Origin of the sequence: Mycobacterium basiliense, from assembly GCF_900292015.1 — a bacterium.
GTDB lineage: Bacteria > Actinomycetota > Actinomycetes > Mycobacteriales > Mycobacteriaceae > Mycobacterium > Mycobacterium basiliense.
Map to the genome: position 1 here is coordinate 1,810,401 of NZ_LR130759.1, position 20,596 is coordinate 1,830,996.

Below are 20,596 nucleotides of genomic sequence, written 5' to 3' on the forward strand. Positions count from 1 at the left end.
CGACGGTGGCCGGCAGTCCCATCAGGCGGCGCGCATAGCCCAAGCTGTCCAGGAAGGCGCTGGTCGCGGTGTAGTGCGCGAGCCAGCGCGAACCGATCAGACCCGAGATCGAGGAGAACGAAACAAAATGTTTTACCGGGTGTTTCAGCGACAACCGGTGCAGCAGCCGTGCGGCGTCCAGCTTGGGCTTAAACATCGCGGCAACATCGTCATCGGTCATTTCGCTCAGCAAAACCGGCTGGCCGGCAAAGGCGGCCAGATAGATTCCCTCCAACGGAGGCAGGTCGACACCGAAGCGATCGAACAACGCCGTCATCGCGGCCGGGTCGCTGGCATCCGCGGCCACTGAAACGAGGTCTGTCCCGCCGGCGGCCAGGCTCTCGGCCAGCGCCGCCAGCCGGTTGCCGGGATTGCGAGACACGGTGACGATCGTTTTTGCTCCCATCTGCGCGAGCTGGCGGAGCAAGTGGGGTCCGATGTTTCCAGTGGCTCCGATGACGAGCTGGCTGGTGTCCTCACTTAAGGTGGCTGGCGGCCCGGCCGGCCTGGTGGGCCGCTCGAGGCGGGGCGTGTGGCGCACACCGGATCGGTAGACGACCTGGTCCTCCCTGCTTTCCTCAGTGAGACCGGCGGCTTCCGCCAACACCTGCCGCGCGGCCAGCTCGGCTGGCAGTGACTCATCGAGATCGATGACACCACCCCAGATTTCGGGATGCTCCAGCGCCAGCGTGCGCCCCAGGCCCCACAGCACCGCGTGCGCGGGATTGGCGCGCTCGCCTTCGGTGATGGGCTGGGCATTGCGGGTCACCACGATCAGCTTGGACGTCGAATTGTTCGATGCATTGCTGGCGATCATCGCGGCGGCCAACCGGCGTGCCGCGCCGAACAGGCGGTAGGCGTAGTCGACATCGACGGGTTCGCTCGAGACCGGCGGCGCGTACAGCACGTTGTCAATGCCGATCAGGTCGGGCAGCGTGGTGGCATCGGTTTCGAGTGTGGAGGGCTCGAGGAATGCGGCTCGGGATCCGGGGTCGGACGATGCCGTTATGCGGCCGAACTCATCGGCCAACCCGGCATCGGAAACCACCAGCCACGAGCCGGTGTGCCCGCCCGTGACCGCGGGCCCACTGGGCAATGGGCGTACCGGCCACGTGAGGCGATAGCTCCACCCGTCGATAACGCTGTCACCGATTCCGTTCGGGCTCAACGCGATCCCGGCAGGTCCTGGGTGACTTGGGCGTTCGAACGCCGATGCACTTCCCGGCTCGGTGGTGATCCAGTGGCGGATGTGCTGCCAAGGACTTGTGGGGAGCGGGGCGCGCGGTTCCGGTGGGTGCGGGGTCTGTGGTGGGTGCGTGGGGTCGGCGGTGTAGAGGTTCGTCCGGAAGGTGACGGTGTCGTCGGTATCGCGTTGCAGCGTCCCGATGGCCGTGTGTGTGGCTGGCCCGGTTTCGGCTGCGTTTTCGATCGTGTCGTTGATGGCTTGGGTCAGCAGCGGGTGGGCGCTGATTTCGATGAACGTGTGGTGGCTGCCGCCGGCGTCACTCGCGGCATGCGCGATGGCCTGCTGGAAATGCACCGGGTTGCGCATGTTGGTGGCCCAGTGCTCGGCGTCGAACAGTGGCTGGGTGCTGAAGTCCTGGTAGGTGGTGGAGATGATCGGAATGGTCGGGGTCCGTGGGGTGAGATCGGCCAGCTCCGCACGCATCTGGGGCTGCAGCGCGTCCATGGCCGGATTGTGCGGGGCCACTTCAATATTGACCCGGCTGGCAAAACGATTCCCGGCACGCACCCGGTCGATCAGCTCGTCGATCTGCTTGGTCGGTCCGGCGATCACCGTCTGGCGTGGGGAGTTGTAGATCCCGACGGTCACCTGTGAATAGTCGGCGATCAAGTCCTCGGCGGCCGAGGCGTCGAGGCCCAACAGGGCCATGCCACCCTGCCCGGACAGCGGGGCCATCAACCGCGAGCGGGTGGCGGTCACCCGCAATCCCTCGGCCGGGGTCAGCGCCCCGGCGACCACGGCGGCGGCCACCTCGCCCATCGAATGGCCGATCACCAGGTCGGGCTGCACGCCGTAGGAGCGCCACAGCTGGGTCAACGTCAGCTGCATACCGATGAGTCCGAGCTGGATCTGCTCGATGCCGACCAGCTCCTGGCCGCCGGCGATGACGTCCCGCAGCGAGAAACCGGCCTGCTCGACAAACACCGGCTCGAGTTCGGCGACGGCCGCGGCGAAGGCGGGTTCGTCGGCCAACAATTGGCGGCCCATGCCGGCCCATTGCGATCCGCGTCCGGAGTAGACAAACACCGTGCCCGGCCCTGGCGAGCCGTCCTGCGGACCGACCACCCCGGGGGCGTGCTGGCCGCTTGCCAGCGCGCGCAGGCCGGCCACGGCTTGGGCGCGATCACGAGCCACCACGCTGCCGAATTTGGCATGCCGGGCGCGGTGATGGTTGATGGAGTGGGCTAGGTCCGCCAACGGTACCTCGGCTCCGGGGCCCTCCATCCAGTCGGCCAGCACGGCGGCGGTAGCGGCCAGCCGCTGTGGTGTCTTGCCCGTTATCACCATGGTCGACACCTCGGTGTCTTGGTGGGGGTCGGCATCGGTTGCGGATGCGCCTGCGGAGATCCGAGCCAGCTCGGGCCCTTGCTCGACGATGACGTGCGCGTTGGTCCCGCCCAGCCCGAACGACGACACCGCGGCACGCCGCGGGCCTTCCACGGTTGGCCACGGGGCGTTCTCGATGGGCACAAAAAACCGGGTCGATGCGGCGTCGATAGCCGGATTCCATTGCGAGAAATGCAGATTCGGCGGGATAGTGGCGTGTTGCACCGCAAGGGTAGCCTTGATGAATCCGGCGATCCCGGCCGCCGCCTCTAGGTGGCCGATATTGGTCTTTACCGCGCCCAGTGCGCACGACCCCTCGGCCCGGCCGTAGGTGGCGGCCAGTGCCTCGAACTCGATGGGATCGCCCAATATCGTTCCGGTTCCATGTGATTCGACGTAATTCACGGTTTCGGGTGCCACATCGCCGGATCGCAACGCGTCGGCGATCACGTCGCACTGTGCCGCCGTGTTGGGCGCGGTGACCCCGTTGGAGCGGCCGTCCTGGTTGACCGCGGAACCGCGCACCACCGCCAGCACCTGGTCGCCGTCCCGCACCGCATCGGTCAACCGCTTGAGGACCACCACGCCGGCGCCCTCTCCACGTACGAACCCGTCCGCCGCTGCGTCAAACGTGGCGCACCTGCCCTGGGGGGACAGCAATCCCCAGGCAGATATCGCTATTTGGGTCTCTGGGCGAAGGGTGACGCTCACGCCGCCGGCCAGCGCCAGGTCGGTTTCGCGTAGTCGCAGGCTCTGACATGCCAGGTGCACCGCGACCAACGACGACGAGCACGCGGTGTCCACCGCTACTGCCGGACCGCGCAGCCCCAGCAGGTAGGAGATGCGACCTACCGTGATGCTGTGGGCGTTTCCGGTCCCGCTGTAGGCATCCACATTTTCCAGATTGGAGGCCAACATGGATTGGTATTCGTTGAAATAGACCCCCATCATGACGCCGGTGCGGGTATCGGCCAGGGAATCCGTTGGTATGCCGGCATGTTCGAGGGCCTCGTGGGCAACCTCGAGCAGCATTCGTTGCTGTGGATCCATGGCCGCGGCTTCGCGCGGTGTGATGCCGAAATACTCGGCGTCGAAACCGGCGATGTCGCGCACGAAGCCGCCCCACTTCGTGGTCATCCGCCCCGGAGTCAACGGATCAGGGTCATAGAAGGCGTCCGCATCCCATCGATCGGCGGGTATCCGCGAGATCGCATTGCGGCCTTCGACCAGCAGGTCCCAGAAGCTGTCCGGCCCGTTGACGTCGCCGGGGAAACGGCAGCCGATGCCCACCACGGCGATTGGCTCGGCCACCGCGATTCGGGAGATCTTGTTGAACTCTTCGGCAAGAGCCGCGCGTTGCTGCGCGGTCATGCCGGAAATCCGGCTGAACGCAGTCCGCATTACGCCGATCCCTCGGCCTCTGTCGAAGCCGATTCGATCCGGTCAAACAGGCTGTCCAAGATGCTTCCGGCCGAGGACGACAGCGCGGTCATCGCATCTTCCTCGGGGCTGTCCTGGGGCGCAACGCGCTTGGCGAGATACCGGGCCAGGGCCGCAACCGTCGGATGGTTGAACAGCATGGTGGCCGACAGTTCTATTCCGACGAATTGCTCGGCTTCACGCCGAATAGCCATCGCCATAAGCGAATTGAGCCCCATCTCGGCGAACGGCCGGTCGATATCCAGGTCGTTCTCCGGTACCCGGAGTTCGGCGGCGATGATGCTGCGCAACCCGTTCTGCAGCTCATCGCGCACATCCGTGGCCGACATCTGCGACCAGTCATGTGCCGGTATCAGGTATGCCTCACCGAGCGTCGATCCGTCCGCGCCGCCGGGTGACGGCACCGGAACCACGACCGCTTGGGCAATGTCGTAGCCCTGAACGTGTTCCCAAGCGGTGAAGGCCTCGTCCGGCGTGATGGCCCGCGAACCCATGCGCTCCAGCTCGTCGCTGACGATCTGCGCATCGACGGCAAATCCAAGTCCGCGCCAGGCCACCCAGTCCAGACTCATGGTGTGGCAACCCTGCTGGCGGCGCGTCCGCGCCAGTGCGTCCAGGTAAGAATTGGCGGCCGCATACGATCCTTGCCCGGGGATACCGAATATCCCTGCGGCCGAAGCGGTTAAGAACAAGAAGTCGACGCTGCCGGGCGGAAACGCCTGGCTGATCACCCGGCTGCCGGCGATCTTGGGCCACATCACTTGTGCCACCGCATCGTCGGTCAACTGCGTTACCAGTTGATCGTTGGTGACCCCCGCCGCGTGGATGATGCCGCGGATCGGCGCAGCGCCATCACGATCGCGCTTGGCCACCAAGGCTTGCATATCGTCACCGCGGCCGACGTCGACAGTGACGGCCTCGACCGTCACACCACGCATTTCGAGGGCTCGGATACCGTCGATCTTCTGACGCAGCCCGGCGTCGAGGCTGTCGAGCTCCCAATCCCGCCTTGGCGGCAACGGTGTGCGGCCGGTCAACACCAATCGGCGAGCACCGCAACTGACGAGCCAATCCGCCATCAACAGACCCAGCGCCCCCATACCGCCGGTAATGAGGTAGGCAGCATCTGGCCTGCACTGCAAAGACTTTCGCACCGGATTGCCCCGTACCGGCGCCAACGTTGGTGCCAGCACCATGCCCTCTCGCAGGACCAGGATGGACTTGCTCGGGTTTTGCAGCAGACCGGCAAGTGCCGGTCCCATACCCTCGATGTCGTCGTGGTCTGCGAGGTCGACCAGGCCGCCCCAGAGCTCAGGATGCTCAGCGGCGATGACGCCGGCGAAGCCCCACAGGAAGCTCTGGCGCAGCGCTGACTCCGTCACGGATTCGTGCACTCCGCGGGTGATGATCCACAACGCGGCCGGCTTGTCAGCGTCCCTCGCCGCCAACGTCCGGACCAAGTCGCTGATTTCGGCGGACACTCGCACCGCGAAGTCGACGTCGGTCTCGTTGGGGCCCGCCGGGTCGGCGTCGGTGACGTAGAGCAGGTAACTGGCCTCCGACGGCGCTGCCGGTGGATAGCCGGCCTCCTCGAGGCGTGGTCGCAGCGCGGCGCCGGCATTGCCGATTATTGCGACGGGTCGCAAACCGGCGACCGGGTGCGCCTTCGCATCGCTTCGATCGGTCCTTGGTTGCCATTCGATTGTGTGCACGAAATCTCTGGCATCGGAAGGTGATAGGGCGATCGGTGCGGCCGGCTGGCCCTCGCTGAAGTCCAGCGCTCGATACCGTAGTGAGCGCATCGATAGACAGGGCATTTTGTTGGGCCCGGCGACGGTGAGATCGACCGTGAGTTCGTCACCGTCGTCAGCGATGCGGTTCAGGATCACCGACCCGCGCGGCGCGGTGACGGCGTCGCTGAGCCATACCCGCTCGATGCTTGCCGGCACGTAGAGCCGTGAATCGTCCACGTCCGCCAGCGCTGCGACGTGAACCGCGGCGTCCAGCAGTGGTGCGGTCGAACCTTCCGGCAACGCTTCGGGCAGTTCGATCGCAGCCCTGAGACCGGTTGCCGTCGGCGTCCACGAATACACAGACCAGCTGAACGGCAGGCCATCGACGCCATGCGCGGCGAAGCGCGCGGCCAGGTCGGGAACGGCGTCCGGCGTCGGTTCGCTGTGGCCGTTCTCGCTGCGACCGTTGTGGTGGCCGTTGGCCAGATGGGGGTCGCCGGACGCGGCCGGGACGCCCGATGCGGCCGAGAGTTGCGCGGTCACGTGGCGCGTCCAGCGTTGTGCGTCGGCTTCACCGGCCGGGCTGGAGGCCAGGCTGATCGAGTGATTGCCGGCGACGACCTGGATCAGGCGTGGCTGGTCGATGAATACGGGTTGCTCGAAGCGGACTCTGGTCAGCGTGGAGTAGCCCAATTCGGCTGCCGCACACAGGAGGGTGTGCAGCACGACGGAAGCCGGGACCAACTCGACCCCGTGGAATCGGTACCGCCCCGGGTACGGCTTGGCGTCCGGTGCCAGCCTCGCTTGCCAGAGGTTCGCCGGCGGGCTCGATAGCACCGCGGTGTGTTGGCCGAGCAGCGTGCCCGGCCGGGGCGCCGATCCCACCATATTGACCGGACGTGTTGGGGAGATCCAATGGCGGGTGTGTTGCCACGGGGTCGTCGGAATGGGTGGGTGCGGCTCGGGCGGATGGGGGGTGTGCGGTGGATGGGTGGTGTGGACGGCGTTCAGATTGGTGCGGAAGGTGACGGTGTCGTCGGTGTCGCGTTGCAGGGTCCCGATGCTGGTGTATCGGGTTCCGTGCTGCGCGCTGAGCAAGGTATCGGTGATGGCCTGGGTCAGCAGTGGGTGGGCGCTGATTTCGATGAAGGTGTGGTGGTCGATGCCGGCCGCGGCGATGGCTTGCTGGAAATGCACCGGGTTGCGCATGTTGGTGGCCCAGTGCTCGGCGTCGAACAGTGGCTGGGTGCTGAAGTCCTGGTAGGTGGTCGAGATGATCGGAATGGTCGGGGTCCGTGGGGTGAGATCGGCCAGCTCCGCACGCATCTGGGGCTGCAGCGCGTCCATGGCCGGATTGTGCGGGGCCACTTCGATATTGACCCGACTCGCGAAGCGGTCCTTCGCCCGGACCCGGGTGATCAACTCATCGATCTGGCCGGCGGGACCGGCGATGACGGTTTGCCGCGGGGAGTTGTAAATCCCCAGCGTGACTTGCGGGTAGTCGGCGATCAACGCCTGCGTCGCGGCCGCGTCCAGTTCGAGCAGGGCCATGCCTCCTTGGCCGGACAACGGCGCCATCAGTCGGGAACGGGTGGCGGTCACCCGCAACCCTTCGGCCGGGGTCAGCGCCCCGGCGACCACGGCGGCGGCCACCTCGCCCATCGAATGGCCAATCACCAGGTCGGGCTGCACGCCGTAGGAGCGCCACAGCTGGGTCAACGTCAGCTGCATACCGATGAGTCCGAGCTGGATCTGCTCGATGCCGACCAGCTCCTGGCCGCCGGCGATGACGTCCCGCAGCGAGAAACCGGCCTGCTCGACAAACACCGGTTCCAGTTCGGCGAGCGCAGCGGCGAAAGCCGGCTCGTCGGCCAACAGTTGACGGCCCATCCCAACCCACTGCGATCCACGCCCGGAGTAGACGAACACCGTGCCCGGCCCGGTCGCGCCGTCGTGTGGATTGACTACGCCGGGGGCGCGCTGCCCAGCGGCCAACGCGCGCAATCCAGCCACTGCCTCGGCGCGGTCCCGCGCCACCACGGTGCCAAATTTGGTCTGTCGTGAGCGGTGATGATTGACCGTGTGGGCCACATCGGCCAGTGGCACGTTGGCGCCCGCGCCCTCCATCCAGTCGGCCAGCACGTCCGCGGTCGCCGCCACTCGCGGTGCGGTCTTACCCGCTACTACGAGCGTGGACACCGCCGGGCTCGGGTGCTCCTGGGCCGTCGGCGGCACCTCTTGTCCCTGCTCGATCACCACGTGGGCGTTGGTGCCACCGAATCCAAATGACGACACACCGGCCCGACGCGGATGCCCCGTGTCCGGCCAATCGGTCAGTTCGTCAACGACTTTCATCCGTAGGTCGGCGAAGGGGATATGCGGGTTCGGACTCTCGAAGCGCTGGTTCGGTGGGATCTGGCCGTGTTGGACCGCAAGCACGGTCTTGATGAAGCCGGCGATGCCAGCGGCCGCCTCCGTGTGACCGAGATTGGTCTTGACGGCGCCGAGCAGCAGGGGAGAGTCCTCGAGACGTCCGCGGCCCAGCACCGTGCCGAGGGCACGCGCTTCGATTGGGTCGCCCAACAAAGTTCCGGTCCCGTGGGCCTCGACGTAGTCGACCTCGTTGGGTTGCATTCCCGCGTTGGTATAGGCGGCGCGGAGAACGGCCATTTGGGCCGCCGGGTTCGGTGCCATCAGGCCGTTGGAACGACCGTCTTGGTTGATGGCTGAGCCGCAGATCACCGCCAGCACCCGATCGCCGTCGCGTTGTGCATCGGTCAATCGCTTGAGGACCACCACGCCGGCGCCTTCACCGCGGACGAATCCGTCGGCGGCGGCATCGAATGCGCGGCAGTTGCCGGTCGGTGACAACGCACCCACCTGGTCGAACCCGCGGAATACGGCAGGGGACAACAACAAATTCACGCCGGCCGCGATCGCCAGGTTGGCGTCCTGGGTACGCAGGCTCTGGCAGGCGAGATGGATCGCCACCAGTGATGAGGAGCAGGCAGTATCCACCGCCACGGAGGGGCCGCGCAGGTCAAGAAAATATGAGAGGCGGTTGGCGATGATGCTCATCGCGCCGCCGGTATTGCTCCAGCCATCCACCTGGGTGAGGTCGGTGGAAGCGATGGCGCCGTATTCGCTCAGGCATGACCCGGCGAACACCCCGGTCTGGGAGCGTCGCAGCGAGCTGGGCGGTATTCCGGCTTGTTCCAACGCTTCCCAGGCCACTTCCAGCAACAGGCGTTGCTGGGGGTCCATTTTGTCCGCTTCGCTGGTGGAGATTTCGAAGAATTCCGCATCGAAGGCGTCGATGTCGGGGAGGAAGGAGCCCCACCGGGTGGTGCGGGCCAGTAATGCCTTCACCGCGGGCGAGCCGTCGTCGAACAGGTCCCACCGTTCGTCGGGGACCTGCCCAATCGAGGAACGCCGGTCACAGAGGAACTGCCAGAGTTCGTCGGGTCCGGATATCCCTCCCGGGAACCGACATCCCATCCCGATGACGGCTATCGGCTCCTCGAGTGAATTGCGGGCCCCACGCGCTACCGCGGCCTCCGATCCGGGGTCGGGCTGCGGCGCGGTGAGGTAGGCGGCAAGCGCATTGATCGTCGGGTGTTCCCAGAAGTCGATCGGGGACACCGTTTTGCCCAGCAACTCCGTCAGTTCCCCAGAGAGCACGACGGCGTCACGCGAACTCACCCCGAGGTCGGCCAACGAGAGATTGGGATCCACTTCGTCGGGCGTGCAGCCGATGTTTGTGACCAGGTAGTCGACAAGCCAGTGGCGAAGGTCAGCTTCGCCGTTGATGCTGGCCGTCATACCGTCACGTCCAGCCGCTTGAAGCCGTCGCTGCGATAACGTTCGACGCAGGCCGAACGCCGGATCTTGCCGCTGGTGGTGATCGGAATCGAGCCCGGTGACACCAGAACCAGATCGGCCACGCGCAGGCTGTGCGACTTCGATATCGCCGAGGTGATTTCACGCTTGACCGAACGCAGTTTGAGCATGGCGTCTTCCGCGGATGCCCCGCGTCTCTTCAGTTCGATGATCGCCACCAGTTGCTCGGTGATGTCGTCGGGCACGGCTATGGCCGCGACGCGGCCGCCGGTGATCTCCTGAATCGTCGCCTCGATGTCGTCGGGGTAGTGGTTGCGCCCATCGACGATGAGCAGGTCTTTGATGCGGCCCATGATGAACAGCTCGCCATTGGACATGACGCCCAGGTCACCGGTCCGCAGCCACGGTCCCTCGGGAGTTCCCGGTGCGGGATTGACCAGCCTGGCGTTGAAGGTGCGCGCGCTCTGGTCGGGCTTGCGCCAGTAACCCATGGCCACGTGCTCGCCATGCGCCCAAATCTCGCCGACCGTGCCCGGTGGGTTCTCGATCATGGTCTCCGGGTCGACGATTCGCACGGCAGATGGGTCCGGAGAGCCGTAGCTGATGAGTTCGGTACCGACTGACCCCTCGGCCCCGCAAGGCCGGGCCTGACCGGCGGTCAGGTGCTCGTAGTCGAAACGGACCGTCTTGGGGGCGGTTCCGGCTTCGGGCGCCGCAACGTAGAGGGTCGCTTCCGCCAGCCCATAGGACGGGCGCACCGCCGCGGGGCTGAGATGGTAGCGAGCAAAATGCTCGGTGAAGCGCTTCACCGTGGCCACATGGATTCGCTCGCTGCCACTGACGATTCCGCAGACGTTGCTGAGGTCGAGTCCGGCCATGTCTTCATCGGAGGTCCTGCGCACGGCCAATTCGAATGCGAAATTGGGTGCCGCGGAAAAGCAACGCCCGCTGCTGGCCAACAATTGCATCCACCGGGCGGGACGGCGCAGAAACGACATCGGGCTAAGCAATGTTGCGCTTCGATCAGCCACCAGGGGGGCGCAAATTCCGAGAATGAGGCCCATGTCGTGGAATAGGGGCAGCCACGACACGACCGACATGTCGCCCGGAATCTTTTCGGGGCCCCCAAAGTACCCGTAGAGGCTCTGCGTCACGTTGGCAATGACGTTCTCATGCGACACGATGACGCCGGCCGGTGTGCGTGTCGACCCGGACGTGTACTGCAGATATGCTGCGCCGGTCGCCGGCTGCGCAAGCGGCTGCAGCGGCTGCAGCGGTTGCGGCGAGTGCAGATCAAGCAGATCGACCTCAATGACCAACGGGGCGGGCTGGCCGTTGTGTGAGCACGCGTATTTCGTTACGTCGCCTACCACAGACGAGGTCGTGAGAATGGCAACGGGTTGGGAATCCCGTAACACCGCGGACACGCGTTCGTCGTGAATTCCATATTGTGGAGTCGAAAGAGGAACCGCAATGAATCCGGCCTGTAGTGCACCGAGAAATGCGATGACATATTCCAGCCCCTGCGGTGCCAGAATTGCCACTCGATCACCCTGGACGCCGCATAGTTTGAGCTCTTCAGCGATGATGCAAGCGCGCCTGTAAACCTGCGACCATGTCAAGCTCTCAGCAAACCCCGTAGGATCCAATCCATAGTCGATGTAGGTAAAGGCTGCGGTGTCGGACTGCTGTCTGGCGCGCTCCTGTAGCAAAGAGGGTATCGAACGGTCGCTCACCGGCATCGCACTACACTCCCATTCGGCTGTCTGCTCAATTATGTGTTGTGGACGCTGTGAAACCGCCTGTCGATCGCACAGCGAGACGTCTTGGCGCTCTGTGACTTGCTGGTCCGCGCTGACCAGGCCGCCCTGACGATCTCGCAGTTAGCACCCATCGAAGCACGTCTGTGCGGCGTCAGGTGATCGGCCCTAGACTAATCCCCGTTCCCCGAATAACGAATCCCTAGATATAGCGTAAGCGGCCCCCAGGGCAGCTGCGTGCACTATTGGGAAAATCCAACGGGTTCCCCCAGCGTGCTCCGCTGGCAATATCTGGTATCGCAGTGGTGTGAGCTGGGTAGAAAGCCTCAAACGTGCATTCTGTTGTGACGGACTGCGCAAGCTGTGGCATGTGTTGCATTAGTGACCAATGTTCATCTGAGTGAGATTTGAGGTATGGCTTCCTCCCACCAGGATGCCAGTGGTTTTGGGACCGACGTCCCGTTGTGACAAACGTAACAAGCCCGCGACCGCGCCGGGGACGGGTGGCGGGTTGCCGGCTCCCTAGGTCTGGCGGCGGCTTGCGTACGCCGCCCGGCGGGCCGGCGCGGCGCACCGGCCGCTGGCGAACTCGGGGCCGGGTGTTACCCGCACCGTCGGAACCAATACTTTGAGCGGCCAGGACAATTCGGCAAAACTATGAGCGTTCAAGCCATTGCAGTGTTTTATCCTCGATATCTTCGACAAGCCCTGGCAAATTGTTGTTGAGATAGAAGTGGTCGCCGGGAAATGCCCGGATCGAAAACTCTTCACTCGTTCGGTCGCGCCAGGGATCCATGTCTTCTTGGGTCGCGATCCAATCCTTGTCTCCGATGTAAGCGTGAATTGGGCAGGACAGCTTTGTCTCGGGTGCGCACGAATAGCCGGCAATGGCACGGACTGCCCTCAAGGTGGGCAACACGCCCACCCGGAACTCTTCATCGGCAAAGAAATCCGGATTCGTGCCAGTCATGCGGGCGATCAGGTCCAACATATCGTTGTCCGAGTAACTCTTGAGATGCTTGTATCTAACATGTCCGGGCGCCGAGCAGGCCGACACGAAAAACGCCAGCACCCGATGTCCCGCCGATTGGAATCTCAACGCGACTTCGAAGGCGAGCATCCCGCCCATGCTGTGGCCGAAGAAAGCGACCGGATTGGCAGTCGGGGCCGACGGCTTCATCATCGCGAAGATCTCTTCGGCGAGCGTCGGAATGCTTTCCAACGGGGGCAGGCCAAACCCGTCTTGCTGCCCGGGATACTGGACGGCTATCCGTTTGACGTCGGAGGAAAACTCTTTGGAGAACGCGACGTAATCCTTCGCGGTTCCACCGGCGTGCGGAAAGATATATAGCGCGGGTGTGGTTAGCTTTTCACCGCTTTTACTGTTGGTCGAGCGCCAGTTCACCGCGCCACCATACCGCTGATCCACAACGGACGTGCATGGGCGCCATGGGGCGGTCAGCCGCCGCCGCCGTCGCTGGTCGCCGATGGTCCTGGGGCTCCGAGCGCTTGCCGCATTGGTGCGACGACGGTCCGGAATGCGGCCGTGAATCCGGCGCCGCAGTCGGTGCAGCCGACGCCGTTGGTGGTCGTGGATCCTCGCCCGCGCAGGTCCCGAAATGCCCAAGAAATGCCCAAGCAATGCCGAATAGGACCCGACACACCGGCGCGGCCAGCGGCGTCACAGAGATAACACCAGGCACACTGGTAACAGTCACAATGCCAGGGATGCCAGGAGGGTATGGCCGTGTACCGAGTCTTTGAAGCGCTCGACGAGTTGAGCGCAATTGTCGAAGAAGCCCGTGGCGTGCCCATGACGGCGGGCTGTGTCGTGCCTCGCGGTGACGTCCTGGAGCTGCTCGACGACATCAAAGATGCGATTCCTGGTGAACTGGATGACGCGCAGGACGTGTTGGATGCGCGCGATTCCATGCTGCACGAGGCGAAAGCACACGCCGACTCCATGGTGTCCTCGGCAACCACCGAGTCCGAATCGATGCTGAACCATGCCCGCGCGGAGGCCGACCGGATATTGTCCGATGCCAAGGCTCAGGCCGATCGGATGGTCAGTGAGGCGCGTCAACACAGTGAGCGGATGGTCGGGGAAGCGCGCGAGGAGGCCGTTCGCATAGCGGCCGCGGCGAAGCGGGAATACGAAGCGAGTATCAGCCGCGCCAAATCCGAATGCGATCGCCTGATCGAAAGCGGCAACGTCTCATACGAGAACGCGGTACAAGAGGGCATCAAAGAACAACAGCGCCTGGTATCGCAAAACGAGGTCGTGCAAGCCGCCAGCGCAGAAGCCACGCGCCTCATCGATTCGGCGCATGCCGAGTCCGACCGGCTCCGCGGCGAATGCGACGTTTATGTGGACACCAAGCTTGCCGAGTTCGAAGAAATGCTCAACGGCACACTTCGTTCCGTCGGGCGAGGCCGCCACCAGCTGCGCACCGCGGCGGGCACGCACGACTACGCGACGCGTTAGTGCCGTCCTGGAAGCTCAAACGTCAACAGGCGGCGGAACGGCACTGGGCCGCGGCGAGCGCCGTAGGATTTCTGCCATGGCCAGGCAGCGCAGCCACACAACACACGGACATCTGACTGCCCCGATGGCGGTGGACATCGCCCGGCTCGGGCGGCGTCCCGGGGCCATGTTTATCGTGCATGACACCGTGGAGTGTCCCGCGCGCATCGGTCTGGAGTTGATTGCAATCGAGCGGGGTGCGCCGCTGGAGTTGGACCTGCGGGTGGAATCTGTGTCGGAAGGGGTGTTGGTGACTGGGACGGTGGCCGCGCCGACGAGCGGCGAGTGCTCACGTTGCCTTACCCCAATCCACGGGCGGGTGCAGGTCGGCCTCACCGAATTGTTCGCCTATCCCGCCAGCACCACCGAGGCAACCACCGAGGAAGGAGAGGTTGGTCGCGTCGTCGACGAGAAAATAGATCTCGAGCAGCCGATCATCGATGCCGTCGGCCTTGAGCTGCCGTTTTCGCCGGTATGCCGGCCGGATTGCCCCGGACTTTGCCCGGTGTGCGGTGTCGCGCTGGACACCGATCCCGGTCACCACCACGACCAGATCGATCCTAGGTGGGCCAAGCTTGCCGACATGTTTGCGCCGGAAAACGCCGACACCCCGGATCGAGGTGAGCGGTGACCTCGTCGCGACAACCTCTGCTCGACGCGCTCGGTGTGGACCTGCCCGATCCGCTCATCTCGCTGGCCCTGACCCACCGCAGCTACGCCTACGAGAAGGGCGGGCTACCGACCAACGAGCGGTTGGAATTTCTTGGTGACGCCGTCCTGGGGTTGACCATCACCGACGAGCTTTTTCACCGCCATCCGGAACGTTCGGAAGGCGACCTGGCCAAATTGCGGGCCAGCGTGGTCAACACCCAGGCGCTGGCAGACGTCGCGCGCAACCTTTGCGACGGCGGCCTGGGCGAGCACATGCTGTTGGGCCGCGGCGAGGCGAATACCGGCGGGGCCAACAAATCGAGCATCCTGGCCGACGGCATGGAATCGCTGCTGGGTGCCATTTACCTCGAACACGGAATAGAGGTGGCCCGCGAGGCGATCCTGCGCTTGTTCGGTCCGTTGCTTGATGCGGCACCCACGCTGGGGGCCGGTCTGGACTGGAAAACCAGCTTGCAGGAGCTGACCGCGTCGCGTGGGCTGGGTGCGCCGTCGTACCTGGTCACCTCCACGGGCCCAGACCATCACAAGGAGTTCACCGCGGTGGTCGTGGTGATGGACACCGAATACGGGTCGGGCATAGGGCGATCCAAAAAGGAAGCCGAGCAAAAGGCCGCGGCAGCGGCGTACAAAACGCTCGAGGCGGTCGAAGTCCTGGATACCGCGATGCCGGGCAGTTCGTCGGCCTAGATGCCGGAACTACCCGAAGTCGAGGTGGTGCGCCGCGGCTTGCAGGCCCACGTGGTGGGCAAGACGATGACCGCGGTCCGGGTTCATCATCCCCGTGCGGTACGTCGTCACGAGGCCGGAGCCACCGACCTGACGGCGCGGCTGCTCGGCGCGCGGATCGTCGGCACCGATCGACGCGGCAAATATTTGTGGTTGACCCTGGATACTCCGACGGCCATGACCAACGGTGACGGGCCGGACACCGCACTGGTGGTGCACCTGGGCATGAGCGGGCAGATGTTGATCGGGACCGTCCCACGCGCCGATCATGTGCGCATCTCGGCGCTGCTCGACGACGGGACAGTGCTGAGCTTCGCCGACCAGCGGACGTTTGGCGGATGGCTGCTTGCCGACCTGGTAACGGTGGACACCAGCGTGGTGCCGGCGCCGGTCGCTCACCTGGCACGTGATCCGCTGGATCCACGTTTTGACGCCGATGCCGTCATTAAAGTGTTGCGGCGCAAGCATTCCGAGCTCAAGCGCCAGCTTCTCGATCAGCGGGTGGTGTCGGGAATCGGCAACATCTACGCCGACGAGGCGCTGTGGCGAGCGCAGGTGAACGGTGCCCGGGTGGCCGCCACACTGACCCGGCGGCAGTTGGGCGCCGTCTTGGCTGCGGCCACCGAAGTGATGCGCGAAGCGCTGGCCCAGGGCGGAACCTCGTTCGATTCGCTGTATGTCAACGTTAACGGCGAGTCCGGCTACTTCGACCGGTCGCTGGATGCCTATGGTCGCGAAGGCGAAAACTGCCGGCGCTGCGGTGCGGTGATGCGCAGGGAGAAGTTCATGAACCGCTCGTCGTACTACTGCCCGCGATGCCAGCCGCGGCCCCGACGTTGAACGCAATGCCACGGTGGTCGGCCACCTCCGCTGGCGGCGCCGGCGCGCGACTGATGGCGGGATGGGGCGCGGCAGGGCCGTTCAGCGGGAACCAGTAAAAAGGAGCCATGACGGAACTGTGGGTCGAACGCACGGGCACCCGCCGCTACACGGGACACAGCTCGCGAGGAGCGCAGGTACTCGTCGGCTCAGAGGATGTCGACGGGGTGTTCACCCCGGGTGAGCTGATGAAGATCGCCCTCGCGGCGTGCAGCGGCATGTCCAGTGACCAGCCGCTGTCGCGTCGGCTCGGCGATGACTACCAAGCGGTGGTCAGGGTGTCCGGTGCGGCCGACCGCGACCAGGAACGTTATCCACTGCTCGCCGAGACGCTGGAGCTCGACCTGTCGGGCTTGACTGACGAGGAGAAAGAGCGAGTGATGCTGGTCGTCGACCGTGCCGTCGACCTGGTGTGCACGGTGGGGCGCACGTTGAAATCGGGCACCACCGTCAAATTCGAGGTCGCCGATGTCCCAGCCTGACGTGCGGCTGACCGCGTGGGTGCACGGTCAGGTGCAGGGAGTCGGTTTCCGCTGGTGGACCCGCTGCCGTGCGCTCGAGCTGGGCCTTACCGGCTATGCCGCCAATCAGGCCGACGGCCGGGTGCTGGTGGTTGCCCAGGGGCCCCGCGGGTCGGGGGAGCAATTGCTGCAGCTGTTGCGGGGTGGCGCCACACCCGGACGGGTGGACAACGTCGTGGTGGACTGGTCGGGGGCATCGGAGCGGATCGCCGGGTTCAGCGAGCGGTAATCTGGCCCCTCGTGTACCTCAAGAGTCTGACGCTGAAGGGCTTCAAATCCTTCGCTGCGCCGACGACCTTGCGGTTCGAGCCCGGTATTACCGCCGTCGTCGGGCCCAACGGTTCCGGCAAATCCAACGTGGTCGATGCGCTGGCGTGGGTGATGGGGGAGCAGGGAGCCAAGACCCTGCGCGGCGGCAAGATGGAAGACGTCATATTCGCCGGTACGTCGTCGCGCGCTCCGCTGGGTCGTGCGGAAGTCACCGTCACGATCGACAACTCCGACAACGCGCTGCCGATCGAATTCACCGAGGTGTCGATCACCCGGCGGATGTTTCGCGACGGTGCCAGCGAATACGAAATCAACGGCAGCGGTTGCCGTTTGATGGACGTCCAGGAACTGCTGAGTGACTCCGGGATCGGCCGAGAGATGCATGTGATCGTCGGTCAGGGCAAGCTGGACGAGATCCTGCAATCGCGCCCCGAGGACCGGCGGGCCTTTATCGAAGAGGCCGCGGGGGTGCTCAAGCATCGCAAGCGCAAGGAAAAGGCGCTCCGGAAGCTGGATTCCATGTCGGCGAACCTGGCTCGGCTCACCGATCTGACGACCGAATTGCGGCGTCAACTCAAGCCGCTGGGCCGCCAGGCCGAAGTGGCTCGCCGCGCCCAAACCATTCAGGCTGACCTGCGTGATGCGCGGCTGCGGCTGGCGGCCGACGACCTGGTCAGCAGGCGGTCCGAACGCGAAGCGATCTTCGAGGCCGAGGCCACCATGCGCCGTGACCATGACGACGCCGCCGCCCGGCTGACGGTGGCATCCGAGGAGCTGGCCACCCACGAAGCCGCGCTGGCCGAGTTGTCGGTTCGGGCCGACGCCGTCCAACACACCTGGTTCGGCTTGTCCGCGCTGGCGGAGCGGGTGGGCGCTACCGTGCGTATCGCCAGTGAGCGTGCGCAGCACCTCGATGTCGAGCCGGTGATCAGCGGCGACACCGACCCCGACGCGCTGGAGGACGAGGCACAGCAGATGGCCGTCGCCGAGCAGCAGCTACTGGCGGAGCTGGCCGAGGCCCGCGCCCGGCTGGATGCCGCACGCGCGGAGCTGGCCGACCGCGAGCATCGTGCTGCGGAGGCCGACCGGGCGCATTTGGCGGCGGTGCGAGCCGAGGCCGACCGGCGCGAAGGTCTGGCGCGGCTGGCCGGACAGGTGGAAACCATGCGGGCGCGCGTCGAATCGATCGATGACAGCGTTGCGCGGTTGTCCGAGCGGATCGATGAGGCCGCTGCGCGCGCCCAGCACACTCGTGCGGAATTCGAAACCGTGCAGGCCCGCGTCGGTGAGCTAGATCAGGGCGAGGTCGGTCTGGATGAGCAGCACGAACGGACGGTGGCCGCGTTGCGGCTGGCCGACGGACGCGTCGCTGAGCTACAGGTGGCCGAGCGTGACGCCGAACGCCAGGTGGCGTCGTTGCGGGCCCGCATCGACGCGCTTTCGGTGGGCTTGGACCGCAAGGACGGCGCCGCCTGGTTGGCGCGGAATCGTGGTGGCGCAGGGCTTTTCGGATCGGTTGCCCAGCTTGTTAAGGTGCGTTCGGGTTACGAGGCGGCGTTGGCCGCGGTGCTGGGCTCGGCGGCTGACGCCCTGGCCGCGGACAGCTTCGATGCAGCCCGTGCCGCCGTCCGTGCGCTCAAGGACGCAGACGGCGGCCGCGCCGCGTTGGTGCTGAGCGACTGGCCGGCTCCCACCGGCCCCGTACCGACCGGTGAGCTGCCCAGCGGCGCGCAGTGGGCACTGGATTTGGTCGATGTGTCGCCGCGATTGCGCGGTGCGCTGACGGCGATGCTTTCCGGGGTCGCGGTGGTCAACGACTTGGCTGAAGCGCTGGATTTGGTGGCGGTTCGCCCCCAACTGCGTGCGGTGACCATCGATGGCGATCTGGTGGGGGCCGGCTGGGTCAGCGGCGGGTCCGACCGCAAGCCCAGCACCCTTGAGATCACTTCGGAGATCGATAGGGCCAGGAGCGAACTGGACGCCGCTGAGGCGCAGGTGGCGCAACTGAGCGCGGCCCTGTCGGGCGCACTGACCGAGCAGGAGACCCGTCAGGACGCCGCCGAGCAGGCAATGGCGGCCCTCAACGAATCCGATACCGCAATCTCGGCGATGTACGAACAACTGGGCCGACTCGGTCAGGAGGCGCGCGCGTCGGAGGAGGAGTGGACCCGGCTGCTGCGACAGCGTGAGGAATTGGAAGTTGGACGCGCGCAGACCCTCGAGGAGGTATCCGAGCTCGAGACCCGGTTGCGCAACGCCCAGCAGACCCAGCATGTGCAGGCGGAGGACCCCAACCCAGCACAGACTCGCCAGGCGATCGCGGCGGCCGCCGAGAGCGCGCGCGCCGTCGAGGTCGACGCCCGGTTGGCGGTGCGGACCGCCGAGGAACGCGCCAACGCGGTGCGTGGCCGGGCCGATTCGCTGCGCCGCGCCGCGGCCGCGGAGCGAGAGGCGCGGCGGCGTGCCGAACAGGCGCGGGCCGCTCGGCTGCGCTCGGCCGCGGTGGCCGCCGCGGTCGCGGACTCGGGTCGGCTGCTGGCGTGGCGACTGAACCGGGTGGTCGACTCGGCGTCACAACTGCGCGACGAGCTGGCCGCCGAACGCCAACAGCGGTCCGCGGCGATGGCGGCGGTTCGCGAGGAGACCAACACCCTTAGCGCCACGGTGGCCGCGCTTACCGATTCGCTGCATCGCGACGAGGTGGCCAACGCCCAGGCGGCGATGCGAATCGAGCAGCTCGAACAGATGGTGCTCGAACAATTCGGAATGGCACCGGCCGATCTGGTCGCCGAATACGGTCCCCAGATTCCGTTGCCGCCCACCGAGCTGGAAATGGCAGAGTTCGAGCAGGCCCGCGAACGAGGCGAGCAGGTGGTGGCACCGGCCCCGATGCCGTTCGACCGGGTCACCCAGGAGCGTCGGGCCAAACGTGCCGAGCGAGATCTGGCCGAACTGGGCAGGGTCAACCCGCTGGCTCTTGAAGAGTTTGCTGCGCTGGAAGAGCGCTACAACTTCCTTTCCACCCAGCTCGAAGATGTCAAGGCGGCGCGAAAGGATTTGCTCGACGTCATTGCCGATGTGGATGCGCGCATCCTGCAAGTGTTCAGTGACGCGTTCGTCGACGTCGAACGGGAATTCCGGACCGTGTTCAGTTCCCTCTTCCCGGGTGGCGAAGGTCGGCTACGCCTTACCCAACCCGACGACATGCTGACCACCGGAATTGAGGTCGAGGCCCGCCCGCCCGGCAAGAAGATCACCCGGCTCTCGTTGCTTTCCGGTGGCGAGAAGGCGCTGACCGCGGTAGCGATGCTGGTTGCGATCTTCCGGGCACGGCCGTCGCCCTTCTACATCATGGACGAGGTGGAGGCCGCGCTGGATGACACCAACCTGCGCCGGTTGATCGGATTGTTCGAACAACTGCGGGATCGGTCCCAGCTGATCATCATCACGCACCAAAAGCCGACGATGGAGGTTGCCGACGCCCTGTACGGCGTGACCATGCAGGGCGATGGCATCACCGCCGTGATTTCGCAACGGATGCGGGGCCAGCAGGTGGAGCGGCTCGCCACCACTTCCTCGTAGGTTTGCCAGCCCCTCCATTTCTGGGGGGCGCCTTGAAC

At 65.5% G+C, this 20,596-nt stretch carries 11 protein-coding genes (1 of these 11 running past the window's edge); 7 read left to right on the forward strand and 4 right to left on the reverse strand.

Annotation, left to right across the window (positions count from 1 at the left end; genetic code table 11):
• The 4 genes from MB901379_RS07665 to MB901379_RS07680 form a co-directional block, all read right to left on the reverse strand.
• On the reverse strand, positions 1 to 4,012 hold the 5' portion of the coding sequence (locus tag MB901379_RS07665; protein ID WP_158016067.1) for a type I polyketide synthase. 641 nt of this gene lie to the left of the window's left edge; only the first 4,012 of its 4,653 coding nucleotides appear in the window; the start codon lies at positions 4,010 to 4,012; the stop codon falls past the left edge of the window.
• On the reverse strand, positions 4,012 to 9,606 hold the full coding sequence (locus tag MB901379_RS07670) for a type I polyketide synthase (protein WP_158016068.1): 5,595 nt from the start codon (positions 9,604 to 9,606) through the stop codon (positions 4,012 to 4,014). The genes MB901379_RS07665 and MB901379_RS07670 overlap by 1 nt, the downstream gene beginning before the upstream one ends.
• On the reverse strand, positions 9,603 to 11,366 hold the full coding sequence (gene fadD26, locus MB901379_RS07675) for a long-chain-fatty-acid--AMP ligase FAAL26/FadD26 (RefSeq protein ID WP_158016069.1): 1,764 nt from the start codon (positions 11,364 to 11,366) through the stop codon (positions 9,603 to 9,605). Before fadD26 ends, MB901379_RS07670 begins: the two co-directional genes overlap by 4 nt.
• A 673-nt stretch (positions 11,367 to 12,039) precedes the next feature.
• Entirely contained in the window at positions 12,040 to 12,813 is a 774-nt protein-coding gene (locus MB901379_RS07680; RefSeq protein WP_158016070.1) for a thioesterase II family protein, read from the reverse strand.
• 318 nt (positions 12,814 to 13,131) lie between these two features.
• Between MB901379_RS07680 and sepIVA the strand changes: the two genes are divergently transcribed.
• From sepIVA to smc, 7 genes are all read left to right on the forward strand, one after another.
• Positions 13,132 to 13,869 carry a cell division protein SepIVA gene (gene sepIVA, locus MB901379_RS07685; protein WP_158019026.1) on the forward strand — a complete coding sequence of 246 codons (738 nt, stop codon included), beginning with the start codon at positions 13,132 to 13,134 and terminating at the stop codon, positions 13,867 to 13,869.
• Between the two features lie 76 nt (positions 13,870 to 13,945).
• On the forward strand, positions 13,946 to 14,539 hold the full coding sequence (locus MB901379_RS07690; RefSeq protein ID WP_158016071.1) for a YceD family protein: 594 nt from the start codon (positions 13,946 to 13,948) through the stop codon (positions 14,537 to 14,539).
• Positions 14,536 to 15,267 carry a ribonuclease III gene (rnc, locus tag MB901379_RS07695; protein WP_158016072.1) on the forward strand — a complete coding sequence of 244 codons (732 nt, stop codon included), beginning with the start codon at positions 14,536 to 14,538 and terminating at the stop codon, positions 15,265 to 15,267. Before MB901379_RS07690 ends, rnc begins: the two co-directional genes overlap by 4 nt.
• Positions 15,268 to 16,146 carry a DNA-formamidopyrimidine glycosylase gene (gene mutM / locus MB901379_RS07700; protein WP_158016073.1) on the forward strand — a complete coding sequence of 293 codons (879 nt, stop codon included), beginning with the start codon at positions 15,268 to 15,270 and terminating at the stop codon, positions 16,144 to 16,146.
• Positions 16,147 to 16,253: 107 nt separating this feature from the next.
• Positions 16,254 to 16,667 carry an OsmC family protein gene (locus MB901379_RS07705; protein WP_158016074.1) on the forward strand — a complete coding sequence of 138 codons (414 nt, stop codon included), beginning with the start codon at positions 16,254 to 16,256 and terminating at the stop codon, positions 16,665 to 16,667.
• Positions 16,654 to 16,935 carry an acylphosphatase gene (locus MB901379_RS07710; RefSeq protein ID WP_158016075.1) on the forward strand — a complete coding sequence of 94 codons (282 nt, stop codon included), beginning with the start codon at positions 16,654 to 16,656 and terminating at the stop codon, positions 16,933 to 16,935. Before MB901379_RS07705 ends, MB901379_RS07710 begins: the two co-directional genes overlap by 14 nt.
• Before the next feature lie 11 nt (positions 16,936 to 16,946).
• Positions 16,947 to 20,558 carry a chromosome segregation protein SMC gene (smc, locus tag MB901379_RS07715; RefSeq protein ID WP_158016076.1) on the forward strand — a complete coding sequence of 1,204 codons (3,612 nt, stop codon included), beginning with the start codon at positions 16,947 to 16,949 and terminating at the stop codon, positions 20,556 to 20,558.
• Positions 20,559 to 20,596: the final 38 nt, after the last annotated feature.

What these genes read in the sequence shown, in the direction of transcription:
- mutM (WP_158016073.1), top strand. Translation starts at nt 15,268, where the DNA reads ATGCCGGAACTACCCGAAGTCGAGGTGGTGCGCCGCGGCTTGCAGGCC.
- fadD26 (WP_158016069.1), bottom strand. Translation starts at nt 11,366, where the DNA reads ATGCCGGTGAGCGACCGTTCGATACCCTCTTTGCTACAGGAGCGCGCC.
- MB901379_RS07710 (WP_158016075.1), top strand. Translation starts at nt 16,654, where the DNA reads ATGTCCCAGCCTGACGTGCGGCTGACCGCGTGGGTGCACGGTCAGGTG.
- MB901379_RS07690 (WP_158016071.1), top strand. Translation starts at nt 13,946, where the DNA reads ATGGCCAGGCAGCGCAGCCACACAACACACGGACATCTGACTGCCCCG.
- MB901379_RS07670 (WP_158016068.1), bottom strand. Translation starts at nt 9,606, where the DNA reads ATGACGGCCAGCATCAACGGCGAAGCTGACCTTCGCCACTGGCTTGTC.
- MB901379_RS07705 (WP_158016074.1), top strand. Translation starts at nt 16,254, where the DNA reads ATGACGGAACTGTGGGTCGAACGCACGGGCACCCGCCGCTACACGGGA.